This window comes from Arenibacter sp. P308M17, assembly GCF_003426735.1.
Taxonomy (GTDB): Bacteria; Bacteroidota; Bacteroidia; order Flavobacteriales; family Flavobacteriaceae; genus Arenibacter.
The window spans coordinates 470,158-488,687 of sequence record NZ_QVON01000003.1 but is presented as its reverse complement, the minus strand read 5'-3'; the positions used below and the strand labels follow the sequence as shown (position 1 = coordinate 488,687).

Here is an 18,530-nt window from a genome sequence, read left to right as displayed (position 1 = left end):
ATAGGTATCATGAGTGAAGGACGTAGAAATTTTATCAAGAGAACGGCATTGGCATCAGGGGGTATAGCTTTGGGAATCAACGTAATGAGTGCTAAAAGTTATAGTAAGATCATTGGTGCCAACGATAGGGTAAGGGTAGGAATCGCTGGCTTTTCCAATAGGGCCAAAGGAGCGTTGATCCCTGCATTTTTGGGGCATCATAAAAAACAGAACTTTGAAATTGTGGGGGTTTCCGATATCTGGAACCGCAGAAGGGACGAAGGAGCTGCCTTCCTGAAGGAGAAAACTGGGAACAAGATGAGGGTTTGGAGAAACCATGATGAAATGTACGAGGAGAATAAAATAGATGCCGTCATTATTTCTACTCCAGATTTTCAACATGCCCTTCATACGGTACAAGCTGCCAATGCCAAAAAAGATATTTATGTAGAGAAGCCATTTGCCGAAACCATGGACGATGCCAGGCTAGGCAAAAAAGCGGTCGTAGATTCAGGAATCGTGTTTCAAATTGGTTCCCAAAGGCGAAGTGGCCGTAACTACCATGCAGCTAACGACTATATTAAATCCGGTAAGTTTGGGGATATTGTAATGGTTGAAATGAGTTGGAACGTAAATCAACCGGACAGATGGCGCTTACCTGAATTGACCAGTCAAATCAAGGAATCGGATACCGATTGGAAACGTTATTTAATGAACAGGCCCTATGAGGCTTGGGACCCCAGAAAGTATTTGGAGTATAGATTGTTTTGGCCGTTTTCCTCAGGCATTCCGGGCCAATGGATGTCCCACCAGATCGATACGGTTCACTGGTTTTCGGGATTGAACCATCCTAGGAGCGTTGCAGCCAATGGGGGAATCTATCTTTGGAAAGATGGAAGAAAAAATTACGATACCATGACAGCGGTATTCGATTACGGACCATTGGATGACCTTTCCAAAGGTTTCCAAGTGGTATATTCTTCCAGATTCACCAATTCTGCGGGGGGTATTAAGGAGATTTACTATTCCAATGGGGGAGAATTGAACCTGGATACCAATAAGGTGGGTCCTAATGGCGGATTAAATGCTTCCCATGCCAATAAAATGGGAATGCAAGAGAATAAATTACCAGAATTTGATCTCTCTGATAGTGCCGTACAAGTGGTTACCTCCGCCGATACCGGGGCAGATGATATGACCTCCTTACATATGTTGAATTGGATGGAATGCGTTAGGAGCAGAAAGGAAACAAATGGCCCAATAGATGCAGCCTACAATCATTCCATTGCCAACATAATGACCACAGCAGCCCTTAGGACCGGTTTGAAATCCACTTTCGACGAGAAGGCGCAGGATGTTTTGGCCGGGAATAAGGTTTTTAAATATTAGTCTCTTAGAATCTTGTTGTAGTTTTGCCACCATTTGGGATTACCGTACAAAGTCAATTTAAGGAAGCTGGTCTATGGACGATCTTATCGGAATCAAACAAATTGCCAAACTGGCCAATGTCTCCATTGGTACGGTAGATAGGGTGTTGCACAATAGGGCCGGTGTATCCAAAGCAACAAGGGAGAAAATAAGGGCTATCATCAAGGAAACCGGATATAAAAAGAATACGGTGGCCAGTCGTCTTAATTTAGCGGGACGCAAGAAATTAAAAATAGCCGTACTTATCCCGGAGGTGTCCAGCAATTGGACTTATTGGGAACTTCCTAAAAAAGGGATTCAAAAGGCCGTGGAGGAATTAAGTGAGATGGGAATCCTTGTTTCATATTATTATTTTACCGATCCCTTATCCTTTGCAAAAATGGGCGATACCATTATGGATATAAAGTATGACGCCTTGGTGACAGTCCCATTTTTTATGGCGGAATGCAATAATCTTTTAAGTAAGGCCAAAGCCGAAAAGATTCCTGTGGTCTTTTTGGATACAGAGATCCAATTGGATTTCCCAGCCTATTTTATTCGGCAGAATTCACATAAGGCCGGAATGGTGGCCGCTAGGCTCTTGCATGGGCTAGTTGGGACAGAGGGGCGCTATTTTGTAATCAATATTGTAACGGATCGGGGATTGCACGCCAATAATCAACAAAGGGAAAATGGCTTTAGGGAATTTTTTGCAACGAATTTCAAGGACAGGGCAATTTCCATTATGACCATTAATCAGCCTATAGATCGGCCTTTTGAAATTAACCCTGAAATAGAAAATTGGTTCAGGGATCCAGGGCGAAAAGGTATTTTTGTTACCAATGCAAGGTCTTATTTAATTCCGGCAATTCTTAAGACCAATAATGTTTCCAATGTTTCTGTAGTAGGGTTTGATCTGCACCATGATAATTTGGAATGCCTAAGAAAACAGGAAATTGATTTTTTGATCAATCAAAAGCCCGAATTTCAAGGCTATACCGCAATAAAGGGGATGTTTAAATTTTTAACGGAACAGGATCCTTCGGATTTAAATATGGATGTTCCCGTAGAAATCATTGTGAAGGAAAATTGTGGGGCCGATTAGATACTAGAATTGAGAATGAACATTCAACTTTATCCCTGCCAACTGCCTGCTTCCGTAACAGGTCTCGACTCCGCTCGACCGGACAATTGAGTTTTTGAACCTGAAATTTTAAACTTTGAATCAATACTTTGAACCTTGAACCTGACCACTTCTGTAAAAGATCTCTACCTATATCCATGTGGATGCACTCGACCGGATAAAACAGTCACTTCGAAATGAGCACTGTTTTCGGGCGATTTAGAAGTTGCACATAATTGATCCGAGTCTTTAAAACCTCTTTAAGGGGATAGGTCCTATTTAGGATAAATATCCAAAATCTTGATCTGATCTTCAATGGCCGATTTAAATTCTGATTTTAGGTTTGCCACCAATTCTGAAACAGATTCTACATTGTCTATAGCTGTAACTCCCTGTCCGGCAGACCAAATGGTCTTCCAAGCCTTGGCCTCCGTATTCAGCTCTTTCCCAAAATCTATCTTTCTGTCTTTTTTTAAATCTTCTTCCGAAATCCCGGCCGCCTTGAGGCTGGCTCCCAAGAAATTGGCATGTACGCCCGATATTGCCGCAGTGTAGACCACATCGCTGGCCCCGGCCTTTATGATCATTTGCCTATATTCTTCCGAGGCTCTACTTTCTTGGGTATTTATAAATCGCGTGCCCATATAGGCCAGGTCCGCCCCCATTTGTATGGCCGAGGCAATATCCCTACCGGTACTGATACAGCCGGAGAGTAAAATGGTTTTATCGTAGAATTTTTTTATTTCCGCAACCAAGGACATGGGGTTTATTGTACCGGCGTGTCCCCCGGCTCCGGCGGCGACCAAAATTAATCCGTCCACTCCGGCCTCGGCAGCTTTTTCCGCATGTCTTTTTTTAATGATATCGTGAAAGACAAGTCCGCCGTAACTATGTATGGCGTCGACTAGCTGTGCCACAGCACCCAAGGAGGTAATTATTAAAGGCACTTTATGCTTAATACAAACTTTTAAATCGGCTTCCAATCTGGGATTGGTAGGGTGCACAATTAAATTTACCCCATATGGAGCGGCCTTCTTTCCTGTTTCTTCCTCAAATTTCTTTAGTTCGGTTTTAATTTCTACCAACCAATCCTCAAAACCTTCCGTAGTACGCTGATTTAGGGCGGGAAAAGTGCCAACTATTCCATTTTTACAACATTCGATGACCAATTCGGGCCCAGAAATAAGAAACATGGGTGCAGCTACCACAGGTAATGCCAGCTCTTTTATAAAAACGGATTTTTTGCTCATATTGATGATGGATTTAAAGCATTTGAAAAACTTGGATAACTAAAATATTCAAATTTTTATAAAAAATAGTACATTTGAATTATTATGCATGCATAATAATTCAAATGTACTAAATAAAAAGAATGTATTTAAAAGAATTCGAAATTCGGTGGAGCGATGTGGACGCCAATCGCCATATGGCCAATTCCGCCTATTTAAATTTTATGAGCCATACCAGGATGTCTTTTTTGTTGGAACTGGGATTTGACCAAAAGACGATGTCCCGGAACAATATGGGGCCGGTGGTATTCCATGAACATATTTATTATTTTAAGGAGGCATTTTTAGGAAAACCGGTAAGGGTCTCTTTGGAACTGGTGGGACTAAGTGAGGACGGAATGTTCTTTGAGTTCCATCATAATTTTTATGATGGAAATGGCAAGAATTTTGCCCACTGCCAAATCATGGGGGCATGGATAGATTTAAGAGCAAGGAGTTTAATAGGTCTGGGGACCGAGTTCCTATCGGCCTTTAACAAGGTTCCAAAGGCAGAAGGGTTTAAAGTGCTGACCAAAGAGGATACCCGTAAGTTTGCGGTGGGGCCTAAGGACTTGGCCTAACTTGTTTACTCGATAATCGAGATTTAAACCTGTCCGCCCGTGCCAGTCGGACGGGCCTGCCGCAGGCAGGTGTTCCGACGCTTGCCTGCCCGTATCTGTCCAGGCGGGCGTCGAAATCTAAAAATAAAGTTTCTTTTAATGCCTGGAGGGCTTGCCCCGAGGTAGTTTACTAACCAGGTACACGCCTATCAACACCAAAATTATTGCAGTAAATTTTATTAAAGTAAGATGGTCCTTTACTGTAATTATTGCAAAGATGATTCCTATCAAAGGTTGTAAGTACATAAAAACCCCTACCGTAGAAGCCTTTAATTGGGTCAGGGCAAAAACATTGAACAAATAGGTTAAAAAGGTTGTCCCAATAATTACAAAAGCGATGGCTCCAAGAGCCTCCACAGGAAGCTGCCCCCATTGAATTTCTGTAAATTGGGAATAGGTTATGGGAAGGGTTATTATAAGCCCTATCAAGAACATCCATTTCATAAGGGTGAAAGGGTGGTACTTTTCGAGGAGTTTTTTTACCAATATAAGGTACAGCCCATACGAAGTGGCATTAACTATAAACAGCAGGTTTCCCAAGGGAATGTTGCTGGCATCCTGTCTAATTTCGGCACCGAACAAAATTAATGTGAGTGCCCCTATCAGGCCCATAAAAACACCTATGCCCCGCTGCAGGCTAATATTCTCTTTGATAAAAAGGGCAGATAATATTACAACAAGAATGGGGGTAATGGTGATGAGTACCGCACTATTGATCGGGGTTGAAAGGTCCAGTCCCTTAAAGAAGGATAACATATTGATGCCCATTCCAAAGAAGGCACAAACCAATAATCTTCCCCAATCCAGCCGTTCCAGTTTTTCTTTTGGACCAAAAAAGGAAATGCCCCAGAAAAGAAGGGTCGCCCCTAAAAGCCTAAGGAAAATAAATCCAAATGGTTTTACGTAGGTAGGCATCACCCCCTTGGCAATAGTGTGGTTTAAACCGTAAATAGTAGTGGCGCCCAAGGCGGCCAGTATAGCTAGGGTTCGTTTGTTCACGAATTTATTTTTGCTTTGGCAGCAGCTACCACGGCCTTGCTATTCCCTACAAAAATATCGTTGTCCATAACAATGACCGGGCGTTTTAAAAAGGTATAGTGTTCAAGGATCAGGGCCTTGTAGTCTGCTTCCGTTAGTTTTTGTTCCTTCAAATTTCGCTCTTTATAGAGTCGCGCACGCTTGCTGAACAAACTTCCATAACTCGCGGACAAATTCGCCATATTTTCCAATTGTTCCGGGGTAATGGCTTCTGTTTTAATGTCCTGAAGGATAAAATTACCGGGTGGCTCCAACTCTTTCAAAATCTTTTGGCAGGTATCACAGGTACTCAGGTGAAATATCTTTTTCATTCTGGTTTCATTTTGTATATCGGTTCCTCCTTATAGTTTCGCCCTGCAAAGAAACCCAATTACATTGAATTGTACTATTTTTGGCTCTAATTGTAAACAAATAATAATTGAAAAAATGGCAACCTTGGAAAACGCATTCAACGTAACGCTTCAAAACAGAAAAAGGTTATATAAATTTTTAAAGGAGACTCCAAAGGAGGTTCTACTACAAATTCCACAAGGCTTCCGCAACAATATTTGGTGGAATATTGCCCATGTTGTCGTAACACAACAACTATTGGTTTACAAGCTTGGGGGACAGCCCATGCAGGTGAACGGGGCTTTGGTGGAAAAGTTTAAAAAGGGAAGCATACCGGATGGTACCGCTACGGAGGAGGAGATGGAACAAGTGGCGAATTTACTATTGCCCACAGTTGAAAGGATGCAAGAGGACTATAGGAAAGGATTATTTAACGGATATACCGAATACACTACAAGTGCCAATGTTACTTTGAGCTCGGTGGAGGATGCCATTATTTTCAACCTATATCACGAAGGCCTTCATCTTGGAGCCATTTTATCCTTGCTCAAAGTGGTATCCTAGGGGCAGCTTTATGATTCTCTCTTAAATTTTAGGTAGGGCTCCAATTCCTTATATGTCAAGATTAAAATAATGGGGCCCTCCGCATAGGAGGCCACTTCATATTGTTCGTATAACAACTGTAGGCCTTCTTGGGTAAATCCAATATTTTCCGGAAGGTAAAATTCGTCGTCCTCGAACATAAACCCTGTGGCATTTATTGAGCCGGTAGCCGGAATTTTTTCTTGGTCCCTAAATTTGCCCTCGGCAAATTTTTGAAATTCCATAGGATCCTTAAAAATTTCCATGTTTTCCATTTCCAATCCTTTTGCCTTATCAAAATTTAAAAATCGGGTAGATGAAAAACCGTGGGCCCCACCTGTAAAGGAATAGGAATTGACCTGGATGGTCAGTAGGTTTTTATCCTCATAGGTCACCTTTCCTTCTATATCGGCTTCCCAGCCCACTGGTTCATCGGGATACATTTTTTTTAATTCCAAATATCCGTTCTTAAAGGATTGTATAGCTTCTTCTATAGTGGCAGCTTCTATTCTATCATCATATATAAGCAGGGAAATGATCTCTTCTTTCACCGAATTGTTTATGATGCCGCTTATTGGGCTTTCATCCATGGCTTTAGGAATGTGGATGGTTACCTTCGGACAATTATTACAATTTTCCGTTTTAAAATCAAGGGGTTCAAAAGTGAGCCGGTGATCTTTTTCACAATTCCATAATAATAATAAAACGATCAACAAATAGGGAAACCTAATTTTCATTAAAGCGATTGTTTTTGAAAGTTACAAAGCTACAATATCATTGTGTTCCCAAAAAGATAAAGGTACCTTTGTATATAGCAATTTAGATATGGGCAAGATACGATTAAAATTCAATAGCAGGACCATACATGGGGGGCAGGCTCCCGACATGGCTTATGGGGCAGTTATGCCCCCCATCTACCAGACCTCAACCTATGCCCAAAATACCCCGGGCGGACATAGGGGATACGAATACTCCAGAAGTGCAAATCCTACAAGGACGGCACTTGAGAATTCCTTGGCTAGTATTGAAAACGGGAATTACGGCTTGGCCTTTGGCAGTGGATTGGCGGCTATTGATGCGGTTATTAAATTGTTGGGCCCCGGGGACGAGGTCATTACTACCAGTGATCTGTATGGGGGCAGTTATCGGATTTTCAAAAAAATCTTTGAAAGGTTCGGTATCGTATTCCATTTTGTAAGTATGCAGAATACCTTGGAAATAGCGAAACACATTAGTGCAAATACCAAGCTTATCTGGGTAGAGACCCCTACCAATCCAATGATGAATATTATTGATATTAAGTTGGTTTCCCAATTGGCGAGAAAACATAAGATCCTATTTGCTGTGGACAACACTTTTGCTACCCCTTATCTGCAACTGCCCTTAGATTTGGGGGCCGACATTGTGATGCACTCGGCAACAAAATACCTGGGCGGGCATAGCGATGTTGTCTTGGGGGCTCTGGTAGTAAAGGATAAGGAGCTGGCGGACCAATTGTATTTTATTCAAAATGCAAGTGGTGCCGTATGCGGACCTATGGACAGCTTTTTGGTACTTAGGGGAATAAAGACCTTGCACGTAAGGATGCAGAGACACTGTGAGAATGGAAGGGCCGTGGCAGTATATTTGGCCAATCACCCGAAAATTGAAAAAGTATTTTGGCCAGGATTTCCGGATCATCCCAATCATGTGGTGGCAAAGGATCAAATGAAGGATTTTGGTGGCATGATCTCCTTTGTTCCAAAAGGGGGCAATTACCAAGATGCCATTAAGATTGTTGAAAATTTAAAGTTGTTTACCCTTGCAGAATCCCTGGGCGGGGTGGAAAGTTTGGCAGGTCATCCGGCCAGTATGACCCATGCCAGTATCCCGAAGGAGGAAAGGCAAAAAAGCGGAGTGGTAGATGCCCTTATCAGACTTAGCGTGGGTATAGAGGACAGCGAAGATTTAATTGAGGACCTGCGTCAGGCCATAGAATAAATAATTTATCATATTTTTAAAAAAATGAGGTTTAAATTATATAAATAATATAATTTTGCGGTTAAACTCGATATTTATCAACAATTAGCAATAAATTAGATTTATGGAAGACAAGATAAATGCCTTTATGGATGAGGTAAAAGGGCGCAATAGCCATGAACCGGAATTCATACAAGCGGTGCAGGAAGTGGCGGAAACCGTTATTCCCTACATTAGCAATCATGAAATCTACAATGGAAAGAGTATATTATTAAGAATGGTGGAGCCGGAAAGGTTAATTTCCTTTAGGGTTTCCTGGGTGGACGACAATGGTAAAATTCATGTAAACAGAGGCTATAGGATTCAAATGAATTCTGCCATTGGTCCTTATAAAGGGGGACTCAGGTTTCACCCTACCGTAAATGCAAGTGTTCTAAAATTCCTGGCTTTTGAGCAAGTTTTCAAAAATAGCCTTACAACCCTACCTATGGGTGGCGGAAAAGGTGGGTCCGATTTTGATCCAAAAGGAAAATCGGATGATGAGGTAATGCGTTTTTGCCACGCGTTTATGACGGAGCTTTGTAGGCACATTGGGTCCAATACGGACGTTCCTGCGGGCGATATAGGTGTTGGGGCAAGGGAAATAGGGTATCTGTTCGGGATGTATAAAAAGATCAGAAATGAATTTACCGGGGTATTGACGGGGAAGGGCCTTTCTTGGGGCGGATCAAAAATAAGGCCGGAGGCTACAGGATATGGAACCGTTTATTTTGCCCAAAGCATGTTGCAATCCAAAGGGGATGATGTTCAGGGAAAGACCGTGGTAATTTCCGGATCGGGCAATGTAGCGCAATACGCCGCTGAAAAAGTGGTTCAATTGGGGGGCAAGGTGGTAACCCTTTCGGATTCTAGCGGCTATATTTATGACAGGGATGGTATTGAGGGGGAAAAACTGGCCTTCGTTATGGACATCAAAAACAAAAGACGTGGAAGAATATCCGATTATTTGGAAAAATATACATCCGCAGAATTCCATGAAGGAAAGACTCCTTGGGAGGTACCTTGTGCTATAGCCCTGCCATGTGCGACCCAAAATGAGTTGGACGGGATGGATGCCAAGACCTTGCTAAAAAACGGATGTATCTGTGTGGCCGAAGGAGCCAATATGCCATCGACCCCAGAAGCAATACATGCCTTCCATGGGGCCAGAATCCTATTTGCCCCTGGAAAGGCATCCAATGCCGGTGGGGTAGCCACTTCAGGTCTGGAAATGTCACAGAATTCATTGCGTATTAGTTGGACTCGGGAAGAAGTGGATGAACGTCTTCAAAAAATAATGAAGGATATTCATGATTCCTGTATAGAATATGGCATGGAAGAAGACGGGTATTGCAACTATGTTAAGGGGGCAAATATTGCCGGGTTCGTGAAAGTGGCAGACGCCATGTTGGCTCAGGGTGTGATTTAAAGTTTAATAGGCCCACATATTTGCAATTGAAATCCAAGTGGTTTCCAAGACCCTTATGGTTTTCATTACCTTAAGGGTCCCTTTGTGCTATCTTTGTGCCAAGATATATTTGTTATGCAGGTTGCTACCAAAGGAATTGTTTTAACGTCCATCAAATATGGGGATACCAGTTTAATTGTCCGAATATTTACTTTCTCGGACGGAATAAAATCCTATTTGTTAAGAGGGGTCCTTACCTCAAAAAAAGGGAAGTTAAAAACAGCATATTTTCAACCTTTGCTTCAATTGGACCTGATCGTCTCCCATAAGAACAAGGGAACATTGGAAAGTATTATCGAAGCCAAGGTAGGGTATCATTACGAGTCGCTACACACGGATATTGCCAAGAACGCCCTAACATTTTTCTTGGCAGAAATGTTGGGCAACAGTATTCACGAGGAAGAGGCCAATGAAAGTCTGTTCCATTTTATTGAAGCGGCCTTGCAATGGTTGGATTCGCATGATGAATTTGCTAATTTTCATCTCTATTTTTTAATATCATTGACCAAGTATTTTGGTTTTTACCCGGACACCAATAATATGGATTATTTGTACTTTGATCTTGTGGAGGGCGAGTTTATAAAATCGCCCTCCTTAAATCCAATCTTGGAAGGGGAGAATTTAAAGCACTTTAAAAAGCTTTTGGGCATAAATTTTGATGCAATACATTCTGTTAAACTTAACAAAAAGAACCGTCAGGAACTGCTGGGAAATCTAGTCCTTTATTTTGAATTACATTTGCAGGGATTTAGAAAGCCGAAGTCATTGGCTGTGTTGAATGAAGTTTTTAGCTGATATGCAAAAGATAATTTTCATAATTGCCCTCCTAATATTCAGAAGCGCATTGGGGCAGGAAATTGTGATTTTGGACTATGGGGACCATCAGCCTATTCCCAATGTTATCGTTTATAATTTGGATAGATCCAAAACGGCCATTTCCGATTCTGATGGTAAATGCGACCTATCTAAATTTAATCAGGGAGAAAGGATCACCTTCACCCATATAGGCTACCAGAACTATAGAAGTACCAAGTCTCAAGTATTGAAAAAGGGAAAGCTCTACATGGCATTGGTTGCGGAGCAGTTGGACGAGGTGGTGATGTCTATCTCTAAATGGGAACAGCAGAGAAAGGATATTCCTCAGAAAATAGCATTGATGAATGCCAAAACTATAGATTTTACGGCCCCACAAACCTCGGCAGATCTTCTTCAAAATAGCGGAAAGGTATTTGTACAGAAAAGCCAGCTTGGAGGTGGTAGTCCAATGATAAGGGGTTTTGCAACCAATAGATTGTTGCTTTCCGTAGACGGTGTTCGTATGAACAATGCCATATTCAGGGGGGGTAACATTCAAAATGTGATTTCCATTGACCCCTTTACCATTAAAAGTACCGAGGTAATTTTTGGCCCTGGATCCGTAATTTACGGTTCCGATGCCATTGGTGGGGTCATGAATTTTTACACTAACAGCCCTCAACTTTCAAAGACGGATAGTATACGGTTTTTTGGAAAATCAAATTATAGGTATTCTTCGGCCAATAACGAAAACACCCTACATCTAGATTTTAATTTGGGCAAAAGGGAATGGGCATTTTTGAGCAGCCTTACTTATAACAACTTCGGAAATCTAAAAATGGGGTCACATGGGCCTACTTCCTATTTAAGGAACCAATACGTAGTCACGGAAAATGGACAGGATGAATTATGGAAAAATAAAAGCCCCAAAAAACAGGTCCCTTCGGGGTATGATCAAATTAATATAATGCAAAAAGTGCTCTTTAGGCCCAATAGCAATTGGAATATCAATCTCAGCGCATATTATTCCGAAACTTCCGATTATTCCCGTTACGATAGGCTTATCAGACCTTCCCCGGACGGGCTTGGCCTGCGGTCCGCGGAATGGTTTTACGGTCCGCAGAAATGGTTTATGGGGAACCTGCAATTCTATAAAAACGGCAAGGGAAAGTTTTATGACGGGCTAAAAATAACAACTGCCTATCAAAATTTTGTGGAAAGTAGGAACAATAGGGATTTTGGCGATGCCATAAGGTATAGGACCAAGGAGGATGTGGATGCCATTTCTGCGAACGTCGATTTTGAAAATAAGCGTATTGGAAGTCTTAGGCTTTACTATGGGTGGGAATATATATTTAATAAAATAGGCTCTGTAGGCAATGAGTATAATATAGGGGCCATGGCAGCCTCGCCCATTGCATCGAGATATCCTGACAATGCTACCTGGCAAACACTTGCAGGCTATATTAGTGGTGAGTTGAGGGCCAAGCCCAACTTCACCTTTCTATCCGGACTGAGATATAGTCATGTATGGATCGATGCTGTTTTTGATCCAACTTTTTATTCTTTCCCCTTTAATGATGCCGATCTTAGTACTGGCGCCCTAACGGGAAGCTTGGGATTTAGCTGGTTTCCCAAATCGGATCTACAGTTTACATTTAATGGGTCTACGGGGTTTAGGGCCCCGAATATAGATGACGTTGGTAAGATATTCGATTCGGAACCTGGATCAGTGGTGGTTCCCAATCCGGATCTGGAACCCGAGTACGCCTATAATTTGGAAGTAGGGATCCAAAAAAATTTTAATGACAGACTGATGCTAAAGGGAGCCTCCTTCTATACTTATTTAGTGGATGCCCTAGTCCGAAGGGATTTTCAATTTAACGGGAACAGCGAAATAATTTACAACGGGGAATTACAAAATGTCCAAGCAATACAGAATGCGGCAAAGGCTTATGTTTACGGTTTTGAATTTGGATTAGACGCCTTCTTGACCGAGAGCTTGTCCATGAATGCCAACCTTACCCTTACCCATGGAATGGAAGAGGAGGAAGATGGGACGGACACGCCGAGCCGACATGTGGCCCCAACTTTTGGCGATTTTCATATAGTTTGGAAACACCAAAAATTAAAAACCGACCTTTTTGCCAATTTTAATGGGGAAATCAGTTATCGGGATATGTCCATGTCCGAAAGAACAAAGGACTATATTTATGCGGTGGACCAAGACGGCAATCCTTATTCCCCTTCTTGGTATACCTTAAACTTTAGATCACAATATCAGCTCTCCAATATCATTAATTTTACCGCGAATTTGGAAAATATTACCGATCAAAGATATCGTTCCTATTCTTCGGGAATTGTGGCACCGGGAATTAATTTAATTTTGGGAGTAGGCTATGCCTTTTAAATAAAAGTCCGATATATTAATACCGGACTTATGTTTTGAAAAATAGTAAAAGTTATTCCTGAATTTTCTTTTTGACTTCCTCGGCAGTGGCCTTGGTCTTATCTGCGGCTTTGTTCGCGGCGTCCTTTACATCTTCTCCTACTTCCTTTGCGGCGGCTTTTGTTTTATCTACTGCCTCGTTACCCGCTTCTTTCATGTCTTCTCCCATTTCCTTCGCACTCTCCTTGGCATCTTCCAAGGTTTCGGAAGCGGCACCTTTTACCTCTTCCCCAACTTTCTTCATATCTTCCCCAACTTCCTTTAATGCATCATTTGTTTCTTCCATGGCATCCTTGGCCTTATCCTGTGTTTCCCTGCAGGATACAAATGAAATACCGATAGCCATCATCAAAATGGAACTCAAAATTGCTTTTTTCATGTTGTTAGTTTTAGAAATTAATTTGAATTTAATACCGATATATACGAAAAAATTGTGGATTTAGACCATATAAGCTTTCCTTGGAACAAATAATATTTGTAAGAAAATTAATCGTTTAGGTTTCTGAAAATCAGGTTTCTAGACCAAAATTGACTTTTTGGGGAGATTTTATAGGTAGGGGAGGACGGGATTTGATTGTTATATAGGCAAATGTTTAAAATTAAATTATTATGAAGAATTATTTAAAGATTTCAGGATTGGCTTTAATGGCTTTAGTAGGGATGGTGTCATGTAGCAAAGACGACGACGCTGCCATGGAGGGGGAATCGTATAATACATCCTTTGAAGTTACCGATGCACCTATAGACGACGCCGAGGTGGAGGCTGTTTTTGTTACCATTTCCAATGTTTCCGTAGACGGAAAGTCTTTAGAGGGATTTAATGCAACAACCGTAAACTTGGCCGCTTTGGTAAATGGTGAAACAAAAACTTTGGGAAATTTGGATCTGCAGGCTAAATCCTATTCCAACATTGTTTTTGAATTGGATTTTGATAAGGATGTTAATGGTGATGCTCCAGGCTGCTATGTAAAAAAGGCAAATGGCGAAAAAGATGCTTTGGTCGCTTCTTCTAACAAAATTACCATAAACGATACCTTTGAGGTGTTGGCCAATGCCGATAATGTAATCGTGATAGATTTCGACCTTAGAAAAACTATTCAGGAAGAGGAAGACGGATTGTCCAAAGATTTCAATTTTGTAACCATGGCAGAGTTAACTGCAGGAATAAGAACGGTAAACACAGAATTGACCGGAAAAATTTCAGGTAGTGCCAATGATGCCAACAATACATCGGACAAGATTATTGTCTATGCCTACAAAAAAGGAACTTTCAATGCCGATATCGAAACAAAGGGAAAAGGGGAGAGCGAAGTTACCTTTGCCAATGCCATAACCAGTGCAGAGGTTAAAGGCCTAAGTGGATCCTATAGTCTGGATTTCTTGGAAGAAGGAGAATACGAATTAATTTTTGCTTCCTATAATGAAGATGATAACAACGGGTTCCACTTTAATGCTTTGTTGAATGCGGAGTCCACTACAGGGCTTAATTTAGGGGCTATAGAGGTAAGCTCGGCCATCCAGATAAGTGCAAATGTTACCGTAACCGGGACAAAATAATTTTAACAACAGCTTAAATTTTTAAAAAGCTCCTTTTCAAAGGGGCTTTTTGCTTTTAACAGAATCATTTTACACTAAAAATCATTAGTTTTGCAAACTTAAAATGTAGCATAAGAAGCAGTTATTATGAAGTTCGCAGAATACAAGGGTTTAGATTTACCGAAAATTGCTGAGGAGGAATTGCACTTTTGGAAGGAGAACAATGTTTTTGGGAAAAGTGTTGCGAGCAGGGAAGGCAGGGATAGTTTTGTTTTCTTTGAAGGACCACCTTCTGCAAACGGATTGCCGGGAATTCACCATGTAATGGCACGGACCATTAAGGATATTTTTCCGCGCTATAAGACCATGAAGGGTTTTCAGGTGAAGCGCAAGGCCGGATGGGATACCCATGGCCTTCCTATAGAATTGGGGGTGGAGAAGGAATTGGGCATTACAAAGGAAGACATAGGCACCAAAATATCGGTTGAAGAATACAATGCGGCCTGTAAGAAGGCCGTTATGCGGTATACCGATGTATGGAACTCCATGACCGAAAAAGTAGGGTATTGGGTAGATATGGAAGACCCCTATATTACCTACAGGTCCAAGTATATGGAATCTGTTTGGTGGCTGTTGAAACAGATTTACAACAAGGGCCTTATTTACAAGGGGTATACCATTCAGCCCTATTCGCCTAAGGCAGGAACCGGCTTAAGTTCCCACGAGTTAAACCAACCCGGTACCTACCAGGATGTTACGGATACCACTGTGGTAGCCCAGTTTAAAGCGGATAAAGCTACCTTACCACAGAATTTGAAGGAAGTAGACGGTGATATATTCTTTTTGGCATGGACGACCACACCTTGGACCCTGCCATCCAACACGGCATTGACCGTAGGTCCCAAGATTGATTATGTTGTGGTAAAAACCTTCAATCAATATACTTTTCATCCAATGTACGTTGTCTTGGCCAAATCTTTGGTGGGGAAACAATTTAGCGGTAAATTTTTTGAAGCGGAAATCGATGCCGATTTTAAAAAGTTTTCATCCCAGGACAAGAAAATCCCATATAAAATAGTTATGGCCACCAAAGGGCAGGACTTGGTTGGGATAAAATACGAGCAGCTCATGGATTATGCGCTGCCCTATCAAAATCCGGAAAATGCCTTTAGGGTCATTGCCGGGGATTTTGTTACCACGGAAGACGGAACGGGGATTGTTCATACGGCACCTACTTTTGGGGCAGATGACGCCCTGGTTGCAAAATTGGCGGAACCGGAGGTGCCGCCCATGCTGGTTTTGGATGAAAACAACAATCCAGTACCCTTGGTAGATCTGCAGGGTAGGTTTAGGCCCGAAATGGGGGAATATGCCGGGAAATATGTAAAAAACGAATATTATGACGATGGGGAAGCACCGGAGCGGTCCGTGGATGTTGAAATTGCTATTCAACTAAAGGAAGAAAACAGGGCTTTTAAGGTAGAAAAATACCTTCACAGTTATCCCAACTGTTGGCGTACGGATAAACCAATCCTTTATTACCCCTTGGATTCATGGTTTATAAAGGTCACCGATATCAAGGATAGGATGTTCAACCTAAACCAAACCATTAATTGGAAGCCCAAGGCTACCGGGGAGGGAAGATTTGGCAATTGGCTGGCCAATGCCAATGATTGGAACCTGTCCCGTTCCCGTTATTGGGGAATTCCCCTGCCCATATGGCGCACGGAAGATGGCAAAGAGGAATTAATTATAGGCTCTGTGGCCGAACTCAAGGAAGAAATGAAAAAGGCAGTGGCAGCAGGAGTTTCGGGAAAGGAAATCTTTTTGGATTTTGTTGTTGGGGATATGGGCGAGAACAATTATGACAAAGTAGATCTGCATAAAAATATTGTGGACCAAATAATTTTGGTGTCTCCTTCCGGAAAGCCTATGAGACGCGAAAGCGACCTTATAGATGTATGGTTCGATAGTGGCTCCATGCCCTATGCCCAATGGCACTACCCTTTTGAGAATAAGGAACTGATCGATGAAGGGAAGACCTTCCCGGCCGATTTTATTGCGGAAGGGGTGGATCAGACCCGTGGGTGGTTTTATACCCTGCACGCCATAGCCACCATGGTATTCGATTCCGTGGCTTATAAAAATGTAGTTTCCAACGGCTTGGTACTGGATAAGGAAGGTAAGAAAATGTCCAAGCGCTTGGGCAATGCAATAGATCCATTTGAAACTATGGACGAGTATGGGGCCGATGCCACAAGGTGGTACATGATTTCCAATGCAAATCCGTGGGATAATTTAAAGTTCGACGTAGAGGGTATTGCAGAGGTAAAACGTAAGTTTTTTGGCACCCTGTACAATACCTATTCTTTCTTTGCCCTGTATACGAACATAGATGGTTTTGATTATTCGGAAGAAGATATTCCCTTAAATGAAAGACCGGAAATAGATCAATGGATTTTATCGGAACTGCACTCCTTGATCAAAACAGTGGACGAGGCATATGAAGATTATGAGCCCACCAAGGCCACCAGGGCCATATCGGACTATGTACAGGAAAACCTGAGCAATTGGTACGTGCGCCTGAGCAGAAGGCGTTTTTGGAAAGGGGACTACCAAAAAGATAAAATATCGGCATACCAAACATTGTATACCTGTTTGATCACTGTGGCAAAACTTTCCGCACCGGTGGCTCCATTTTATATGGATAGATTATACAAAGATTTAACAAATACAACACAGAAAGAGCCTTTTGAAAGCGTACATTTGGCCGATTTTCCTATATATAATGCCTCATTGGTAAATAAGGAACTGGAAAGTAAAATGGCAAAGGCCCAGACCATATCGTCCCTGGTCCTGTCCATTCGACAAAAGGAGAAGATTAAGGTACGCCAACCATTGCAAAAGATAATGATTCCGGTACTGGATAATAAACAAAGGTTGGAAATTGAAGCTGTGGCCGGTTTAATAAAGTCTGAAGTAAACGTGAAGGAGATAGAATTGTTGGATGACGCTTCGGGGATCTTGGTCAAGCAGATAAAACCAAACTTTAAAACTTTGGGACCAAAGTTTGGGAAGGATATGAAGTTGATCGCCAGTGCTATGGCGTTATTGAATCAAAATGATATCCAGAAAATTGAACAGGAAGGCGAAATTTTACTGCATTTTGATAATAAAAGTATTACTTTACAGTTACAGGATGTAGAAATTTCCTCCCAAGATATAGAAGGTTGGTTGGTAGCAAGTTCAGGTCCATTAACGGTGGCCCTGGATATTTCTATCGATGAGGACCTTAGAAAAGAAGGTATTGCTAGGGAACTAGTCAATAGAATTCAAAACCTGAGAAAGGAATCGGGTTTTGAAGTGACAGATAAAATAGATATTAAATTATTGAAAAATGGATTTGTCCAGGAGGCGGTAGAAAGTAATATGGCATATATTAAAACCGAGACCTTGGCAGCAGAACTTAATTTTGAAGAAAGCTTGGAAATGGGAATTGAAGTGGCTTTCGACGAGGTTAATACTAGATTATTTATAGTAAAACATTAAGATTATGGCCGAAGAATTAAAAGTAAGGTATGCGGATAAGGATTTAAACGAGTTTAAAGTCCTGATCGAGGAAAAAATTGAAAAAGCAAAAAGTCACTTGGAACTCTTAAAGAGTTCATATATGAACGATGGCAATAATGGCACGGATGATACATCGCCAACATTCAAGGCTTTTGAGGAAGGCTCTGAAACCATGAGCAAGGAAGCAAATACCCAGTTGGCCATTCGTCAGGAAAAATTTATTAGGGATTTGAAGAATGCCTTGTTGCGCATAGAGAACAAAACCTATGGCATTTGCCGGGTTACGGGAAAGCTGATCAGCAAAGAGCGACTTAAGCTAGTGCCCCATGCAACCTTGAGTATTGAAGCGAAAAATATGCAATCCTAA

At 41.7% G+C, this 18,530-nt stretch carries 16 protein-coding genes; 11 read left to right on the top strand and 5 right to left on the bottom strand.

What is annotated here, in order from left to right; all coding sequences use genetic code 11:
• Positions 1-9 precede the first annotated feature (9 nt).
• Both D0S24_RS10030 and D0S24_RS10025 read left to right on the top strand, forming a co-directional pair.
• Positions 10-1,368: a Gfo/Idh/MocA family protein gene (locus D0S24_RS10030; RefSeq protein ID WP_117019732.1), complete on the top strand. Its 1,359-nt coding sequence runs from the start codon at positions 10-12 to the stop codon at positions 1,366-1,368.
• Between the two features lie 73 nt (positions 1,369-1,441).
• Positions 1,442-2,491 carry a LacI family DNA-binding transcriptional regulator gene (locus D0S24_RS10025; RefSeq protein WP_117019731.1) on the top strand — a complete coding sequence of 350 codons (1,050 nt, stop codon included), beginning with the start codon at positions 1,442-1,444 and terminating at the stop codon, positions 2,489-2,491.
• A gap of 293 nt (positions 2,492-2,784) precedes the next feature.
• Here D0S24_RS10025 and D0S24_RS10020 read toward each other — a convergent pair whose 3' ends face one another.
• On the bottom strand, positions 2,785-3,759 hold the full coding sequence (locus tag D0S24_RS10020; RefSeq protein ID WP_117019730.1) for a nitronate monooxygenase family protein: 975 nt from the start codon (positions 3,757-3,759) through the stop codon (positions 2,785-2,787).
• Between the two features lie 122 nt (positions 3,760-3,881).
• Between D0S24_RS10020 and D0S24_RS10015 the strand changes: the two genes are divergently transcribed.
• Positions 3,882-4,358, top strand: a complete 477-nt coding sequence (locus D0S24_RS10015) for a thioesterase family protein (RefSeq protein ID WP_117019729.1) — start codon at positions 3,882-3,884, stop codon at positions 4,356-4,358.
• Between the two features lie 135 nt (positions 4,359-4,493).
• Here D0S24_RS10015 and D0S24_RS10010 read toward each other — a convergent pair whose 3' ends face one another.
• Positions 4,494-5,396, bottom strand: a complete 903-nt coding sequence (locus D0S24_RS10010) for a DMT family transporter (protein WP_117019728.1) — start codon at positions 5,394-5,396, stop codon at positions 4,494-4,496.
• Positions 5,393-5,746 carry an arsenate reductase family protein gene (locus tag D0S24_RS10005; RefSeq protein ID WP_117019727.1) on the bottom strand — a complete coding sequence of 118 codons (354 nt, stop codon included), beginning with the start codon at positions 5,744-5,746 and terminating at the stop codon, positions 5,393-5,395. Before D0S24_RS10005 ends, D0S24_RS10010 begins: the two co-directional genes overlap by 4 nt.
• A 115-nt stretch (positions 5,747-5,861) precedes the next feature.
• On the opposite strand from D0S24_RS10005, the gene D0S24_RS10000 reads away from it, so the two are divergent.
• The gene (locus D0S24_RS10000) at positions 5,862-6,329 is read left to right on the top strand and encodes a DinB family protein (protein ID WP_251795762.1); all 468 of its coding nucleotides are present in this window, start codon (positions 5,862-5,864) and stop codon (positions 6,327-6,329) included.
• Between the two features lie 8 nt (positions 6,330-6,337).
• Here D0S24_RS10000 and D0S24_RS09995 read toward each other — a convergent pair whose 3' ends face one another.
• On the bottom strand, positions 6,338-7,084 hold the full coding sequence (locus D0S24_RS09995) for a DUF3298 and DUF4163 domain-containing protein (protein WP_117019726.1): 747 nt from the start codon (positions 7,082-7,084) through the stop codon (positions 6,338-6,340).
• Between the two features lie 88 nt (positions 7,085-7,172).
• Here D0S24_RS09995 and D0S24_RS09990 point away from each other — a divergent pair, with 88 nt between their 5' ends.
• The 4 genes from D0S24_RS09990 (at position 7,173) to D0S24_RS09975 (ending at position 13,018) form a co-directional block, all read left to right on the top strand.
• Positions 7,173-8,327: a cystathionine gamma-synthase gene (locus D0S24_RS09990; RefSeq protein WP_117019883.1), complete on the top strand. Its 1,155-nt coding sequence runs from the start codon at positions 7,173-7,175 to the stop codon at positions 8,325-8,327.
• Between the two features lie 103 nt (positions 8,328-8,430).
• Positions 8,431-9,774, top strand: coding sequence for an NADP-specific glutamate dehydrogenase (gene gdhA, locus D0S24_RS09985; protein WP_117019725.1), 1,344 nt, complete (start codon positions 8,431-8,433; stop codon positions 9,772-9,774).
• Between the two features lie 114 nt (positions 9,775-9,888).
• Entirely contained in the window at positions 9,889-10,608 is a 720-nt protein-coding gene (gene recO, locus D0S24_RS09980) for a DNA repair protein RecO (protein WP_117019724.1), read from the top strand.
• Position 10,609: 1 nt separating this feature from the next.
• Positions 10,610-13,018, top strand: a complete 2,409-nt coding sequence (locus D0S24_RS09975; protein WP_251795761.1) for a TonB-dependent receptor — start codon at positions 10,610-10,612, stop codon at positions 13,016-13,018.
• Positions 13,019-13,070: 52 nt separating this feature from the next.
• Here D0S24_RS09975 and D0S24_RS09970 read toward each other — a convergent pair whose 3' ends face one another.
• Entirely contained in the window at positions 13,071-13,436 is a 366-nt protein-coding gene (locus D0S24_RS09970) for a hypothetical protein (RefSeq protein ID WP_117019722.1), read from the bottom strand.
• Between the two features lie 230 nt (positions 13,437-13,666).
• Here D0S24_RS09970 and D0S24_RS09965 point away from each other — a divergent pair, with 230 nt between their 5' ends.
• The 3 genes from D0S24_RS09965 (at position 13,667) to D0S24_RS09955 (ending at position 18,530) form a co-directional block, all read left to right on the top strand.
• Entirely contained in the window at positions 13,667-14,614 is a 948-nt protein-coding gene (locus D0S24_RS09965; protein ID WP_117019721.1) for a DUF4382 domain-containing protein, read from the top strand.
• 126 nt (positions 14,615-14,740) lie between these two features.
• Complete coding sequence (gene ileS, locus D0S24_RS09960; RefSeq protein WP_117019720.1) at positions 14,741-18,142, top strand: isoleucine--tRNA ligase; 3,402 nt, start codon at positions 14,741-14,743, stop codon at positions 18,140-18,142.
• Positions 18,143-18,146: 4 nt separating this feature from the next.
• A complete protein-coding gene (locus D0S24_RS09955; protein WP_031445713.1) occupies positions 18,147-18,530 on the top strand; it encodes a TraR/DksA C4-type zinc finger protein in 384 nt (127 codons plus the stop codon).

Excerpts from the sequence above, each read along its gene's own strand:
- recO (WP_117019724.1), top strand. The coding sequence starts at position 9,889 with ATGCAGGTTGCTACCAAAGGAATTGTTTTAACGTCCATCAAATATGGG.
- D0S24_RS09975 (WP_251795761.1), top strand. The coding sequence starts at position 10,610 with ATGCAAAAGATAATTTTCATAATTGCCCTCCTAATATTCAGAAGCGCA.
- D0S24_RS09995 (WP_117019726.1), bottom strand. The coding sequence starts at position 7,084 with ATGAAAATTAGGTTTCCCTATTTGTTGATCGTTTTATTATTATTATGG.
- D0S24_RS10000 (WP_251795762.1), top strand. The coding sequence starts at position 5,862 with ATGGCAACCTTGGAAAACGCATTCAACGTAACGCTTCAAAACAGAAAA.
- D0S24_RS09970 (WP_117019722.1), bottom strand. The coding sequence starts at position 13,436 with ATGAAAAAAGCAATTTTGAGTTCCATTTTGATGATGGCTATCGGTATT.
- D0S24_RS09990 (WP_117019883.1), top strand. The coding sequence starts at position 7,173 with ATGGGCAAGATACGATTAAAATTCAATAGCAGGACCATACATGGGGGG.
- D0S24_RS10020 (WP_117019730.1), bottom strand. The coding sequence starts at position 3,759 with ATGAGCAAAAAATCCGTTTTTATAAAAGAGCTGGCATTACCTGTGGTA.
- gdhA (WP_117019725.1), top strand. The coding sequence starts at position 8,431 with ATGGAAGACAAGATAAATGCCTTTATGGATGAGGTAAAAGGGCGCAAT.
- ileS (WP_117019720.1), top strand. The coding sequence starts at position 14,741 with ATGAAGTTCGCAGAATACAAGGGTTTAGATTTACCGAAAATTGCTGAG.
- D0S24_RS09955 (WP_031445713.1), top strand. The coding sequence starts at position 18,147 with ATGGCCGAAGAATTAAAAGTAAGGTATGCGGATAAGGATTTAAACGAG.
- D0S24_RS10025 (WP_117019731.1), top strand. The coding sequence starts at position 1,442 with ATGGACGATCTTATCGGAATCAAACAAATTGCCAAACTGGCCAATGTC.
- D0S24_RS10015 (WP_117019729.1), top strand. The coding sequence starts at position 3,882 with ATGTATTTAAAAGAATTCGAAATTCGGTGGAGCGATGTGGACGCCAAT.
- D0S24_RS10030 (WP_117019732.1), top strand. The coding sequence starts at position 10 with ATGAGTGAAGGACGTAGAAATTTTATCAAGAGAACGGCATTGGCATCA.
- D0S24_RS09965 (WP_117019721.1), top strand. The coding sequence starts at position 13,667 with ATGAAGAATTATTTAAAGATTTCAGGATTGGCTTTAATGGCTTTAGTA.
- D0S24_RS10005 (WP_117019727.1), bottom strand. The coding sequence starts at position 5,746 with ATGAAAAAGATATTTCACCTGAGTACCTGTGATACCTGCCAAAAGATT.